Genomic DNA, 14,654 nt, shown 5'->3' on the forward strand with positions numbered 1-14,654 from the left:
CAGTCTATTCTCTTTTCTATTAGAGGCATCAAAGCATTAGTCTGCTTTTTTCTCGATTACTTTTTTTAATTTTTTAGTAAAATCACGACGCGGCATCATGACAATATGCCCGCAATTCGTGCACTTGATTTTGATATCAGCGCCCATGCGAATGATTTGCCAACGATTTGCTTGGCAAGCATGCGGCTTTTTCATTTCGACAATATCGCCTAAATCATACATGTTCCAAGCCTTCTTTCTTCTCTGACTTATATAAAAATACCATGATTACAATACCATTTTTTAACGAAACTAGCAAAAGGATTTGTGACTTTCTGGCTTACTTTTTCACTCTGCTTTTTATTCCTCGTCAAAATGAATATCTAAAATATCTAAAATTCTAGCCAAATCCGAAGAGGACAAGTATTCAATTTCAATTTTCCCTTTGCCTTCTTTTTCTTGAATTGCTACGGTTGTCCCAAATTTATCCATTAAGCGGTCTTCACTTTCACGAATATAAATGGGTTTTTCTTTGATGGCTTTTTTCGCTTTTTTGCCCTTTTTGCCTTGTGTTTCGTTTAATTCAGCGACAAGTTGTTCTAATTGTCGAACCGTTAAATTGTCTTTAATACAACGATTAGCTAATGGCAATAACTGTTCTTTATTCTTCAAGCCTAATAACGTCCGTGCTTGACCCATTGACATGCTTTGTTTTTGAACCATTGCTTTGACTGCATCTGGTAAGGTTAGCAACCGTAAATAATTGGCAATATACGGGCGACTTTTTCCCAAACGTTCTGCGACTTCCGCTTGCGTTAATTTCAAATTTTTCATTAGCATTTCATAGGCTTCTGCTTCTTCTAGCGGATTTAAATCTTCCCTTTGTAAGTTTTCCAAAACAGCAACTTGCATCATGGATTCTTCATCAAATTCGCGAATAATTGCGGGAATTTTTTCTTTGCCGGCTAATTTAGAAGCCCGGAACCGACGCTCACCTGCAATAATTTCATAGCCTTTAACTGCCGATTTACGGACAATAATCGGTTGAAACACACCGGAATGTAGAATCGAGTTCGCTAGTTCTTGTAAAGAGGTTTCATCAAATGTTTTCCGCGGTTGGTAAGGATTGGGACGAAGTTCGTTTAATAGAATTTCTGTCACTTGTTCATTCTTAACATCGACATCTTCTAGCTTTGCGATATCTTGAAACAAGGCATCGATGCCTCTGCCTAAACCTTTGCCTTTATTCATTCTCCAACACTTCCTTTGCTAGTGCTTGATACACTTCGGCACCTTTTGAGCGAATATCATAGTCAATGATTGGTAAACCATGACTTGGTGCTTCGGATAAACGGACATTTCTTGGAATAATCGTGTCATAGACTTTTTCACGGAAATATTTACGGACTTCTTCCACGACTTCGGCACCTAAGTTGGTCCGAGCATCGTACATGGTTAACAAGACCCCTTCAATTTTCAATTCAGGGTTAAAATGTTTTTGAACCAAACGAATCGTATTGAGCAATTGGCTCAAGCCTTCCAATGCGTAATATTCACATTGAACAGGAATTAGAATCGAATCACTTGCTGTAAAAGCATTGATTGTTAAATGTCCTAGAGAAGGCGGACAATCAATTAACACGAAATCATACATATCTCTTACTTCATCAATTGCTAATTTCAAGCGCGATTCTCGAGCCATCATTGAAGTTAATTCAATTTCGGCGCCTGCTAATTGAATGGTTGCAGGGACAATATCTAAATTTTCACGGCTGGTATGTTGAACCACGCTAGTGATTGGTTCTTCATTTACAAGGACATCATACACATCGTGTGCGACATCTGGTTTAGGGACACCCATGCCACTGGTAGCATTTCCTTGTGCATCAATGTCGATCAGTAAGACTTTTTTGCCTAAATTTGCTAAACATGCGCCTAAATTCACAGTGGTCGTTGTTTTACCAACGCCGCCTTTTTGGTTCGCTACAGAAATAATTCGTGTCATGTGTGTGCCTCCATCTTATTTAATCGGTTGTTTATTTGGTAATCCAGGTTTTCTGGGATATTTTTTAGGGGTTTCTTTTTTCTTTTGAATCACGACAATGTGGCGTTCGTCTGCCGTAATCGGCAAAGTAAAACCAACTTCTTTTTGAAATTGACCGCCTAATGTAGCGATCGCAGGTTTTGCTTCATTAATTTCTTCTTCACTTTTCGATGCTTTTAATGCTAAAAAATAGCCTTCTTTTCTAACCAACGGTAAACACAGTTCACTTAAAACATTTAACCGTGCGACCGCTCGCGCTGTAACGTAATCAAACGCACCACGAAATTCTGCTTTTTGACCAAATGTTTCTGCACGATCATGGTACAAAGAAACATTGACCAAACCTAATTGATTCACCAACTCTGTTAGAAAAGTAATTCGTTTATTTAAAGAGTCAACAATTGTGACATTTAATGAAGGAAAAACAATTTTCAAAGGAATACTTGGAAATCCTGCGCCTGCGCCAACATCACAAATGGCTTTATCACTGGCAAAGTCTTCAAAGAATGCCAACGAAACAGAATCATAGAAATGTTTCAAATAAACTTCTTTTTCTTCTGTAATGGCTGTTAAATTCATTTTTTCATTCCATTCTACTAGTAAATGGAAATATTGGTCAAATTGTGTCATCTGTTGATCTGTCAATTCAATGCCTTTTGCGGCTAATAGTTGTCTAAATTCTTCGGGTAGCATAAAGACTCCTTCCTTTTTTGTGAAACAGAAAAATGTTTCACAATCATCTTTTCCTACTTTAACGCAAATAGCAATTTCTTGCAATGCTTTTCGGAAGATTTTTGCCTGAATGATAAAAGAAAAACCCGCCTTTTTATGTAGTAAAAAGTCTCTAGCCACGGGCCAAAATGTTCAATCGGCGGCAACGAAAACCGCCTTTCTCTAAGAGTAAAACAAGCCAATGTTTCACATGAAACATTGGCTTGTTTTACTTACTATAATCATCGCACTTTATTTGTCGTTCTCTGCGGTAGTCGTATTCTTGGATACGGGGACTTAACCAACCTTTTTTGGCTGTTTTTCGTAATTGATGATCAAATCGCCCTGGTGGTGAACTATCTAGTAATTCATGGGTACGATTATTCCGATTTGCATAATTAAACGATTCACCATTCAAGACTTTTTCCTGGTATTCATTGTTTTTGGCCGCTTGATAATAGGCTGGATTACTAATTAATCTGCCTCGCCAGTCTTCAACTAACACATCCCATTGGGTCACAAAGGTCCCTTCTTCATTCAAAATAAACTCACTGTGAAAATTAGGCGTCAATCGTTTCTTATTAACCAAAGAATAAGATGCCCCCTTAGGGTATTTGTTATGCAAACGAGCAGAGCTTTTTTTCAGCTTCCGCCCGCCCATCCCTTGCGGCTTGGCCGCAAAAACATAGCGTTTTAACGCCTGTTCATCGGTATCTCCTTCTTGTTTAAAAAAATCGCGGATATACGTGATATTTTGACGATCAATATACATTCTCAATTGATGTATCTTTTTCGCCTTCTCTTGGTTAAAGCTCCCAAGAAGACCTAACGGATAGGCTTTTTGAACTGTCTTTGCCAACAAATGCCAAAACGTCGCATGTGGCGCAATCGTCTTCGAGAAACGATAAGGTCCTGCTAATTGCAGCATGCCATGCTGGTCCAATACTGCACCTAATTGCCACAACAGTAATGAGAGCTTTTCTTGCGGACGATAAGCTGAAAAGCGAAATAATCGCTCATACGCCGAAGAGCCCACTTCTTCCACTTCCGAAAACAATTCCGCAACTGCTGTTTTCGCTTGCTCAAGTGGCAAGAAACGCGTGTCTTTTATGGCGCTTTCCACTAACCCATAAACGGCTTGGCGATCCCAGCCAGCGTCAATCGCCGCCTCTACACCAGCACTCATTGCTTGTTGTAATTCTTGCCAACGTTCCATCTTCTCGCCGCCTTTTTCTATATACTTTCTTCTATAATGATAATCCTTTCCCCGCAAAATGCCAACTGCTTTAACGCAAAAAAAACAACCCGCCCTTTGGGGAAGGGCGGGCGGAGGAGTTAAAAAATGAAAAAGTGTTTTGTTAGGGTTTTGTTTATCGGGTATGTTTAAATAATAGTCGTTAAATGTGAAGAAACTATGGTAAAAATGCGCCTTCTTTTCAACAAAATTTTGAAAAAGTCTCTTCAGAAATTAAGATTTTTTTGCGAAGTTGTTCACTTGCCACTCCCATTCGATATATTATATATTTAATATCCGTAAAATCACAAAATAAATATACATAATAATGAATATTTATTCAACGGTTAATAAAACAACCAAAAAAGCGAGTGATTTACACTCGCTTTTTCAACTAAATTAAATGATTTTCTCTTAAAATATCACCAATATACGTATCCTCAAATTTCTTCACAAAGTGTTCAACCATTTTGCGTTCCACGAATGGCATATCCATTTCTGTTAATTTTTTCTTGTCAGATAAATAATAAACAGAGTTTGCTAAGACGCGCAAGTCGTATGCAGAAGCAAACACTTCTGGTACTCCGCGTTCAACCTCTAGCAATTGATAAACAGCTTCCATCGCTGTCCGTACAGAATACTCTGTTGTAAACACCGTATCTCGTTCAGTATCTGCGAAGTTCCCAATGAAAGCAAGATTTTTAGAGCCGTTTGGTACAACTAATGGTCGATCGCCTGGTTCTCTTAACATAAAGTAAGAAGTGATAAACGGCATATAGACCGGAATAGTGGTAGCAGATTCTTCTGAAATACGTTCAATTTCTCCTTCTGGAACCCCTAAATGATAGAGTAACTCTTGTGTAATTTCTTGACCTGTACATTGTTCGATTGGTTTTTTGATATAATTTCCTGGTTTATTAGAAAGTAATCCATATACCCAAGTTATAGATTGTTGATCATTTTGTTCTTTAAAATGTGGTTGTCTATGCATAGCAAAACTCATCATCCAATTAGAGTCTTTGATAGTAATAATACCACCTGTGACAATTTTTCCTGTGCGTAATTTACGATGTGTTAACCGAGAAAGATACGGTTCAATATCGAAATTTTCCCACGTAATCGTTGCTGAGACAAACCAACTTTCATCTGGTAAATTTTCACAGAAAACTTCTGGGTGCCCAAATTCTGGGGATTGTTTTGCTAAGTTTTTCCAGAGATTCCAACTGCCCCCTAGTTCATGAGTAATTGGTGCTGGTGTATGATGATCTCCTTGCGTCGAACTTTCAGTAATTGAGCCATTCGTTACGAAGACTAAATCATTTTCAGTTAAAGGAATTTCTTTGGTTTTGCCAGCTTGTGTCAGCAATAATCGCCGAGCGACTTTAGTAGCTCCTTTGATGTCGACTTGGATATCATTGATTGTTGTTTCATATTGAAAGTCTACCCCTTGATTGGTTAAAAAGCTTAGTAATGGTTTCACTAACGATTCGTATTGATTGTATTTGGTAAACTTCAAGGCTGTAAAGTCAGGCAAACCTTTGATGTGGTGGATAAAGCGCATGATGTAGCGGCGCATTTCAATGGCAGAGTGCCATTTTTCAAAAGCAAACATTGAACACCAATAGATCCAAAAGTTGGATTCAAAAAATTCTTCGCCGAAAACATCTTCAATTTTTTTGCCAATTAATTGATCTTCAGAAGTCATAAATAAATCAACGATTTCTTTTTGTGCTTTTTTGGATAAAGTAAATTGTCCATCATCTGGGACACGTTCGCCACGGTTATGAATAATGCGGCAATTTGAAGAATTCGGATCATCTAAATCTAAACGGTAAAACTCATCTAGGACAGAGGCATCTTCTACTTCTAATGATGGTACCGAACGAAATAGATCCCACAAACACTCGAAATGGTTTTCCATTTCGCGTCCGCCGCGCGTGACAAAGCCATCATGGGGAATAAATTTACCATCTAAAGAACCGCCAGACAGCGTGAGTTCTTCAAAAATGTGAATATTTTCGCCCTTCATTTGACCGTCACGAATTAAGAAAACAGCCGTTGCTAAACCTGCTAGGCCACCACCAACAATGTAGGCACTCTTGTCATCTACACCTTTTGGTTTTCTTGGTCGAGCAAATGCTTCATAATTTCCATTTGTGTATCTCATTCTCGTTTCCTCCTATCATTTGATACCCTCATCATACTGCTACCAAAAAAAATACCCAAAAGATAACCCTTTTTTTTAAGAAATTCTTTGACAAATAAAGAAAATTGTCTGGTTTTTAAGCAAGTGAATAATCGTAGATGTTTCATGTGAAACAAAAAAAGAGAAAGCGGAGAACAAGTCGCTTCGACCTATTCTCCACTTTCTAAATCTTATGATAAGCAGCTGAATTAAAACCGCCCTCCACTTATTATCCTTGCACTTTCGCGATTTTTCCTTGTTCGATGTAGACCATCAAAATACTAATGTCAGCGGGGTTCACACCGCTGATACGGCTTGCTTGGGCAATCGTTTCTGGTTGGATTTTTTGTAGTTTTTGTTTTGCTTCTGTCGCCAAGCCGTTAATCGCTTGGTAATCAATGTTTTCTGGAATGCGTTTTGCTTCCATGCGTTTTAGTTTCTCAACTTTTTCCATGGCTTTTTTAATGTAGCCTTCGTACTTGATTTGAATTTCTACTTGTTCAATCACTTTCGGATCGAGCGCCTCTTCAGGTGCGGGAATAAATTGAGCGACTTCTTGATAACTGATTTCTGGGCGTTTCAGAAAATCGCTTGCTAAAATACCGTCTTTTAAGCCAGCAGCGCCTTTGGTTTCCAAAAATGCTTGCACTTCTTTTGTTGGTTTAATCCGATGTTTACCTAAGCGGGCAATTTCCGCTTCAACAGCCGTTTTTTTGACTAGATAGGCGGCATATTGTTCTTCTTTAACTAAACCAATTTCATGACCCATTTCTGTTAAACGTAAGTCTGCATTGTCATGTCGTAAAATCAAACGATACTCCGCACGTGACGTTAACAAGCGATAAGGTTCGTTGGTACCTTTTGTAACTAAATCGTCAATCATGACGCCAATATAGCCATCACTACGTTTTAAAACAAGAGGCTCTTTGCCTTGAATTTTCAATGCAGCATTAATCCCTGCCATCAAACCTTGACCAGCAGCTTCTTCGTAGCCACTAGTTCCGTTCGTTTGGCCTGCTGTATAAAGATTTTCGATGACCTTTGTTTCTAATGTTGGGCGTAATTGGTGAGGGACTACTACATCGTATTCAATAGCGTAACCTGTACGCATCATTTCTACTTTTTCTAATCCTTCAATAGAATGAAGCATTTCTGTTTGCACATCTTCTGGTAAAGAAGTAGATAAGCCTTGAACGTAAACTTCTTCGGTATTCAACCCTTCTGGTTCCAAGAACAATTGGTGTCTTGGTTTGTCTGAAAAGCGAACAATTTTGTCCTCGATGGATGGGCAATACCGAGCGCCAACACCTTCAACAATCCCAGTAAACATTGGGGCGCGATGTAGATTTTTTTGAATAATTTCATGCGTTGTTTCATTCGTATAAGTTAACCAACAAGGTTCTTGGTTTTGATTATAGGCACTATCTGGCGTGCTATAACTAAAGTGGTTGGGTTCTTTATCGCCTGGTTGTTCCTCTGTCACAGAATAATCAATCGTACTTGATTTTACTCGTGGCGGCGTTCCTGTTTTAAAGCGATCGATTTCTAAACCTAATTCTTTTAAATGATTGGCTAAACCAACGGAAGGTTGCGAATTGTTTGGTCCTGAAGAATATTTTAATTCACCAATAATAATTTCGCCACGCAAGGCAGTCCCGGCAGTAATCACCACTGCTTGACTATGGTACGCGGCACCTGTTGAAGTTACAACACCACGGCAAACGCCATCTTCCACGATTAATTCTTCAACAATCCCTTGACGAAGTGTTAAATTTTCTTCTTTTTCAATGGTATGTTTCATTTCTGTCGCATAGGCATGTTTGTCGGCTTGCGCGCGCAACGCACGTACCGCTGGACCTTTACCAGTATTTAGCATCCGCATTTGGATGTAGGTTTTATCAATGTTTTTACCCATTTCGCCGCCTAATGCATCGATTTCTCGGACAACGACTCCTTTGGCAGGTCCGCCAACAGAAGGGTTACATGGCATAAAAGCAACCATATCTAAATTAATCGTTAAAAGTAACGTTTTAACGCCCATTCGTGCGGCTGCTAAGGCTGCTTCAGAGCCAGCATGTCCAGCACCGACGACAATAACATCATATGATTCTGCTTGATATTGATTCATAAAAAATTCCTCTCTTGTCTTATTTTCCTAAACAAAATTGACTAAATAACTGTGTAATTAATTCATCTTGGACACTATCGCCGACGATTTCACCTAAATAATCCCAACAACGGGTCATATCAATTTGAACTAAATCAACTGGCATACCTGCTTCGATGCCGTTAATCACTTCTTGTAACGAAAGCGCTGCTTGATCCAGCAAAGCAATATGACGTGTATTAGAAATATAGGTAGCATCTTTTTCGCCTGTTTGGCCGCCAAAGAAAAGATCAGCAATTTTCGCTTCTAACTGGTCTAAGCCTGTGTTTGATAACACTGAAACGGATAAAATTTCTTCTGCAGGGACTAATTCTTGTAATTCGTTAGGATCTAGTTTTGTCGGCAAGTCCATTTTATTTAAAAGAATGACGCGTTTTAAGCCTTTCGTTGCTTCCAACAGTTGCCGATCTTCCTCTGTCAATTCTTCGCTTTGATTTAAGACTAACAAAATTAAATCTGAATCTGCTAACGCTTTGCGGCTACGTTCGACACCAATTCGTTCAACAATGTCTTCTGTTTCGCGAATCCCCGCTGTATCAATTAATTTTAAAGGAACGCCGCGAACGTTAACGTATTCTTCAATGACATCACGTGTTGTCCCAGCAATATCTGTAACGATGGCTTTTTCTTCTCGTAACAGATAGTTTAACAAACTGGATTTCCCGACATTTGGTCGGCCAATAATTGCTGTACTTAGGCCTTCTCGCAAAATTTTTCCTTGTTTAGCGGTCGTTAATAATTGTTGAATCTGTGCTTTCACAAATTCGGCTTTTTCTAAAAGTAGTTTCGTGGTTAATTCTTCGACGTCATCATATTCTGGATAATCAATATTTACTTCTACTTGAGCTAAAGTGTTCAAAATTTCTTGTCTTAATGAACGAATTAACGTCGACAAGTTGCCATCCAATTGGTTCAATGCAACATTCATCGCTTTATCCGTTTTGGCACGGATTAAGTCCATCACTGCTTCTGCTTGTGAAAGATCCATTCGGCCATTTAGAAAAGCACGTTTTGTAAATTCACCAGGTTCGGCCATTCGTGCGCCTTCACGTAACAGTAATTGCAGTAATTGGTTCACCACGACAATGCCGCCATGACAGTTAATTTCTACCACGTCTTCTCGTGTAAATGTTTTCGGCGCCCGCATCACAGAAAGCATGACTTCATCAATCAATTGATCGTTTTGCGGATCAACAATATGACCATAATGAATCGTGTGCGTGGGGACTTTAGCTAAATCTTTAGTGCCTGACCGATAAACTTTGTTTGCAATAGCAACTGCTTGCTCGCCACTTAAACGAACAATACTAATCGCACCTTCACCTGGCGGCGTAGAAATCGCCGCAATTGTATCAAATTCCATTGTAGCTGATTGCATAATTAGCTTCCTTTCTTCATAACAACAAAAAAAGCGCCCACTCCTCCTGCATTAAAAAATTCAGGTTGGATTTAGCACTTTCACTGCTTGTTCCTTCGATTTTCTGAAAATAGAATAGCACATTTTATTCTATTTGGCAATTTTTCTTCATTAAATGGAACAAGAAAACGTATCATTGAGTGGGGAATTCTCAACAATACGTTTTCTCATCTATAGGAATTAAAGGAGAGAGCTAGTTTTTACGTTTGCGTTTGATGATTCCCATGCTCGCAAGGAATGCGACAAAGGCACCAAACAAACTCGTTGTCACGGCTGAGGACTCTTTTTCACCTGTACTAGGTAAGTAGCCTGTTTTCCCGTGATTTCCAGTGCCATAACTAATGGTACTTAGTTTCGGGTTGTAGCCACTACCATTTGTACCGAGGCCATTGCCTAGTGAACCTAAGCCAGAACCTGTTGTGCCTAAACCAGAACCCCCATTTGGATTTGAACCTGTGTTTGAACCATTCCCATTATTCCCGCCAGTTGCGCCATTGTTTCCTGTGTTGCCGCCTGTATTGCCGTTATTTCCGCCAGTGTTACCATTGCCTCCTCCAGGATTTGTTGGGTCAGCTGGCGTCATGAAGGTTGTAGCCGTACTGTAATGTCCTGCGCCATCTGTAGCTGTCGCAAGTAAACTTTGTTGAGCAGTCGCTTGGCCCGCTGTTAATTGGATAGCGAAGTTACCTTCAGCATCGGTGGCACCTACAGCAATCACACTTCTTAATAGTCGGTTACTAATTTGAATGATTCGGTTTGGTTCAGCTGTTCCTTTGATGAGGTAGCCGGCTTTAGACGTTCCTAAAACTGAAGAAACAGTTGGTGCCACAATTTTAATTTCTGGTTCTCCCGTAATATCGGCTGGTGTCATAAATGTGGTTTTAGGACTCACATTTCCTTGTGTATCTGTGGTTAGTGCGGTTAACGTTTCTTTTTCTGTTGCTAACCCTGCTGCAATATGAACGGAGAAGGTACCTCCAGCAGTTGTGTTGCCACTTGCCAACAATTGTTCACTGCTATTATAAAATTGAACCGTGACATTTGGATCAGCAGTTCCAGTGACCGTATAGCCATTAGCTTTGTTCCCTTCAACCTTCGTAATGGTTGGCGCCGCTAAAACAACATCCGCTGGAATAACTTTTGTAGCTGGCTGACTTTCATTGCCAGCGCCATCTTTGCTAATAATCGTAATCGTTTCTCCTGGTGTCACTACGCCAGCTGGTAGAGTCACCGTATATTGGCCGGTTTCATTTGCAGTTGTAGCACCAATGATTGTGCCATCTGCATCACGAACCTCAATGGTGGTTTGTGAATCCGCCGTGCCAGTGATTTCGTACCCTTTACCAGAATTTCCGGTAATTGAGTCAATGGTTGGTGTGGCTAAGTCGGCTGGTGTAGTTGCTGTAGCCGGCTGGCTTTCTGTCCCTGTTGCATTTTTCGCTACGACAGTTACTGTTTCGTTAGCTGAGGCCTTTCCTGGCTCTAAAGTCACTGTATATTTGCCATCAATTCCAGTCGTTGTCATGCCAAGGACTGTGCCATCTGCGTCACGCACCTCAACTGTTGTACCAACTTCTGCTGTTCCTACTACTTGATAGCCTTTTGTCGTGCTACCAGTGATTTTGTCAACAGTAGGTGTCGCGACTGGTGCATCTGGATCAGCAGGTGTTTTGAATGCAGTCGGATTACTTTCTTTCCCAGTAGCATCTTTCGCAACGGCAGTTAAAGCTTCATTGGCTGTTGCTGTGCCCGTCGGAAGAGTGATTGTAAAGGCGCCAGCACCATCAGTCATTCCCGTAGCAATAACTAAACCTGCTTCATTGTGAATCTCAATGGTGACATTTGGCTCTGCCGTACCGGTTACTTGATACCCAGTAGCAGTTGTTCCTGTAACAGTCGTCACAGTTGGCGCTGCCACGGTTGCATCTTCAGGAACCGTCACTTCCGTTGGTTGACTTTCATTGCCGTCACCGTCTTTTCCAACAACAGTTAATGTATCACCAGGATTAGCGGCTCCCGCTGGAATGTCTACAGTAAAGTTTCCCTGATCATCCGTTGTCGTTGTGCCAATAATTGTTCCGTCTGGGTTCCGTACCTCAATGGTAGTATTAGGGTCCGCCGTCCCAGTGATTTCATAACCAGTTGTTGAATCTCCAGTAATGTCACCAATTGTTGGTGTGGTAACATCAGCTGGTGTCATAGCTGTAGTCGGTTGGCTCTCAAGTCCAGTATCATTTTTAGCAACCACATTCACTGCTTGTTTAGCTGTTGCTTTTCCTGAAGCTAACGTCACAGTATATTGGCCAGTCGGTCCAGTTGTTGTGGTGCCTAAAACTGTTCCATCTGTTGCACGAACCTCAATGGTAGTGCCAAGTTCAGCGGTACCTGTCACTTGATAACCTTGTGTTGTATTCCCGGTAACTTTGTCAACACTTGGCGGTGCCACTACTTCATCTGCTGGTGTTTGGAAGGTTGTCGGTGTACTTGGATTGCCAGCAGGATCTTTGGCTAACGCTGTCAATGTTTCATTCGCACTTGCCGTCCCAGCTGGAAGGTTCACGGCAAAGGAACCAGTCCCATCGGCAGTCCCTGTTGCAATCACGTTCCCATCTGCATCACGAATTTCGATGGTAGCATTCGGATCAGCAGTGCCTGTCACTTGATAGCCAGCAACTGAATTACCTGTTACTCCTGTTACAGTTGGTGCTGTCACCGTGGCATCAGCAGGAACAAGTACTTCGGTCGGTTGACTTTCATTTCCCGCGTTATCCTTTCCAATTACTGTTAACGTATCCCCAGGATTTGTCGTTCCCGTTGGTAGCGTTACAGTAAAATCACCATTCGCATCAGAGGTACCTGTACCAATGACTGCCCCAGCTGGATCACGAACTTCGATTGTTGTATTAGGGTCTGCTGTTCCTGTAATTTCATAACCCGAACCAGAGTTGCCTGTGATGTTATCAACTGTTGGTGCAGTGACATCAGCTGGTGTTGTCGCCGTTGCTGGTTGACTTTCCGTGCCACTAGCGTTTTTCGCTACCACGCTCAGCGTTTGATTTGCTGTTGCTTTTCCTGGATCTAAAGTTACTGTATATTTTCCGTCAGTTCCAGTTGTTGCAGTACCAAGAACCGTGCCCGCTGCATCGCGAACCTCAATGGTGGTTCCAACTTCAGCAGTCCCTGTGACTTCATAGCCTTTTGTTGTGCTACCTGTTACAGTCTCAACAATTGGCGTTGCCACGGGTGTATTAGGATCCGCTGGCGTTTGGAACGTTGTTGGCGTACTTTCTGTGCCGCTAGCGTTTTTCGCTACGGCGGTTAACGTTTCATTAGCACCTGCTTCTCCTGCAGGAATAGTGACTGTAAATGCTCCTGTTCCATCGGCGGTCCCTGTGCCTATCACGGTGCCTCCTGCATTTCGAATTTCAACCGTGGCATTGGCGTCAGCAGTTCCTTTAACTTCGTAACCTGCCGTTGAATTACCTGTCACTCCTGTGATTGTTGGTGCGGTTACGGTTGCTTCATCCGCTGGCGTTTGGAACGTTGTTGGCGTACTTTCTGTACCGCTGGCGTTTTTCGCTACGGCGGTTAATGTTTCATTGGCGCCTGCTTCACCTGCGGGAATGGTGACTGTAAATGCCCCTGTCCCATCGGCGGTGCCTGTGCCTATCACGGTGCCTCCTGCATTTCGAATTTCAACCGTGGCGTTGGCGTCAGCAGTTCCTTTGATCTCGTAACCTGCCGTTGAATTGCCTGTTACTCCTGTGATTGTTGGTGCAGTTACTTCACTAGTAGTACCTGCAGCAAAATAAATGTTGGACACACCATCTGCTGTTGCTAATAAATTAACGTCTAAAAGGTCTGTTTGAACGACTGTTCCTACAAAACGAGCATCTAAATTATTGGATAAATTTTGAGGTGTTGAAACGGTAGTTGGTAAAGTAACCGTGGTTGCGCCTAGTAAAGAAGCATCCACTAACTCATTTACGCCTGAACCACCAACCGCTAATAAAGGCAAAGCACCTGAAACAGCCACGTTTACCGTGCCTTTGACAGGAAGCAAGGCTGCATTTATGGCTGCGGCGACAAGATTACTTGGGATACTGGTTCCTTTTGCCTCCAAAGCTTGAACTGCTGCATTCAAATCTTGCAAGATGTTTGAAACATTTTGGGCTAAAACTAACCCTAAACCATCACTAATTGGTGCGCTAATGTATGAGCCGTCAGCGGCTAACGTTTCCGGAGCTGTAAATGAAGCAGCACCTAAGTTTTCAATGTTATTAACTAATTCCAACTGACGATTCACTTCCGTCAAATCAATATCAACACCAGTTAAATTCCCTAACGCTCCACTGGTAATTTGAGTAATGACATTGGTTAAATCATTGGCTGCATTCAAAACGGCAGTCAAAAAAGTAACTTTTGAAAGATCAATCGTAACGTTGGTATTGATTGCTGCGCTGCCTGCTGCAGCTACATCTCCTCTTAACTCAGGAGGAACCACTAACACCGCTTGTTTTTGTCCACTAAACACAGCGGAAGCATCTGCTAAAGCGCCACCAGAAACAGTGAAATTAACTGGTTGATTTTGGTTTGCGGCTGTCCAACGATTGCTCGTTGAAGTGCCACTGTCATTATTTGACGTAACATTTGATAATAGTTCGATATCCAAGACCGCTGCTGATGCACTGATTGTGCCAGAGGTAACAGCTATACTTACAGGGATTGCTAATGACGTAAATAATAAACCACTTGATATTGCTAAATTAAGCATCTTGCGTTTTGTCCATTTTTTATGCTGACTTTTCCGATTAAAATCCTCAACAATTTTCTTTTTCATCTGATCGTCCCTCTTTTCTTTAAAATAAACGATAAATACCAAGATAATTAGCTTCCCCTAGTTGTTCATCTCCCCCT

The 14,654-nt window shown here is 41.3% G+C and carries 9 protein-coding genes; all 9 read right to left on the reverse strand.

Annotated elements, in window-relative coordinates; all coding sequences use genetic code 11:
- Positions 1 to 36 precede the first annotated feature (36 nt).
- The 9 genes from IGI87_RS13380 to IGI87_RS13420 all read right to left on the reverse strand — a co-directional run bounded on the left by IGI87_RS13380 (position 37) and on the right by IGI87_RS13420 (position 14,625).
- Positions 37 to 222 carry a DUF951 domain-containing protein gene (locus tag IGI87_RS13380; RefSeq protein WP_002355974.1) on the reverse strand — a complete coding sequence of 62 codons (186 nt, stop codon included), beginning with the start codon at positions 220 to 222 and terminating at the stop codon, positions 37 to 39.
- Positions 223 to 339: 117 nt separating this feature from the next.
- Positions 340 to 1,230: a ParB/RepB/Spo0J family partition protein gene (locus IGI87_RS13385; protein WP_002355975.1), complete on the reverse strand. Its 891-nt coding sequence runs from the start codon at positions 1,228 to 1,230 to the stop codon at positions 340 to 342.
- Positions 1,223 to 1,984, reverse strand: coding sequence for a ParA family protein (locus tag IGI87_RS13390; RefSeq protein ID WP_002355976.1), 762 nt, complete (start codon positions 1,982 to 1,984; stop codon positions 1,223 to 1,225). The genes IGI87_RS13385 and IGI87_RS13390 overlap by 8 nt, the downstream gene beginning before the upstream one ends.
- A gap of 15 nt (positions 1,985 to 1,999) precedes the next feature.
- The gene (gene rsmG, locus IGI87_RS13395; protein WP_438737353.1) at positions 2,000 to 2,716 is read right to left on the reverse strand and encodes a 16S rRNA (guanine(527)-N(7))-methyltransferase RsmG; all 717 of its coding nucleotides are present in this window, start codon (positions 2,714 to 2,716) and stop codon (positions 2,000 to 2,002) included.
- Positions 2,717 to 2,963: 247 nt separating this feature from the next.
- Entirely contained in the window at positions 2,964 to 3,950 is a 987-nt protein-coding gene (locus IGI87_RS13400; RefSeq protein ID WP_438737355.1) for a DUF3114 domain-containing protein, read from the reverse strand.
- Between the two features lie 412 nt (positions 3,951 to 4,362).
- Positions 4,363 to 6,135: an oleate hydratase gene (locus tag IGI87_RS13405; protein ID WP_002361446.1), complete on the reverse strand. Its 1,773-nt coding sequence runs from the start codon at positions 6,133 to 6,135 to the stop codon at positions 4,363 to 4,365.
- A 247-nt stretch (positions 6,136 to 6,382) separates the two neighbouring features.
- Positions 6,383 to 8,281, reverse strand: coding sequence for a tRNA uridine-5-carboxymethylaminomethyl(34) synthesis enzyme MnmG (gene mnmG, locus IGI87_RS13410; protein WP_104853888.1), 1,899 nt, complete (start codon positions 8,279 to 8,281; stop codon positions 6,383 to 6,385).
- Positions 8,282 to 8,300: 19 nt separating this feature from the next.
- Positions 8,301 to 9,698: a tRNA uridine-5-carboxymethylaminomethyl(34) synthesis GTPase MnmE gene (gene mnmE / locus IGI87_RS13415; RefSeq protein WP_438737357.1), complete on the reverse strand. Its 1,398-nt coding sequence runs from the start codon at positions 9,696 to 9,698 to the stop codon at positions 8,301 to 8,303.
- Positions 9,699 to 9,930: 232 nt separating this feature from the next.
- Positions 9,931 to 14,625 (reverse strand): Ig-like domain-containing protein, encoded by a 4,695-nt coding sequence (locus IGI87_RS13420; protein WP_438737444.1) that lies wholly within the window; start codon positions 14,623 to 14,625, stop codon positions 9,931 to 9,933.
- Positions 14,626 to 14,654 lie beyond the last annotated feature (29 nt).

It is taken from the genome of Enterococcus sp. DIV1444a (genome assembly GCF_051712125.1).
GTDB classification, from domain to species: Bacteria; Bacillota; Bacilli; order Lactobacillales; family Enterococcaceae; genus Enterococcus; species Enterococcus faecalis.

Coding starts and splice junctions, on each gene's coding strand:
- IGI87_RS13380 (WP_002355974.1), bottom strand. CDS start 222: ATGTATGATTTAGGCGATATTGTCGAAATGAAAAAGCCGCATGCTTGC.
- IGI87_RS13385 (WP_002355975.1), bottom strand. CDS start 1,230: ATGAATAAAGGCAAAGGTTTAGGCAGAGGCATCGATGCCTTGTTTCAA.
- IGI87_RS13390 (WP_002355976.1), bottom strand. CDS start 1,984: ATGACACGAATTATTTCTGTAGCGAACCAAAAAGGCGGCGTTGGTAAA.
- rsmG (WP_438737353.1), bottom strand. CDS start 2,716: ATGCTACCCGAAGAATTTAGACAACTATTAGCCGCAAAAGGCATTGAA.
- IGI87_RS13400 (WP_438737355.1), bottom strand. CDS start 3,950: ATGGAACGTTGGCAAGAATTACAACAAGCAATGAGTGCTGGTGTAGAG.
- IGI87_RS13405 (WP_002361446.1), bottom strand. CDS start 6,135: ATGAGATACACAAATGGAAATTATGAAGCATTTGCTCGACCAAGAAAA.
- mnmG (WP_104853888.1), bottom strand. CDS start 8,281: ATGAATCAATATCAAGCAGAATCATATGATGTTATTGTCGTCGGTGCT.
- mnmE (WP_438737357.1), bottom strand. CDS start 9,698: ATGCAATCAGCTACAATGGAATTTGATACAATTGCGGCGATTTCTACG.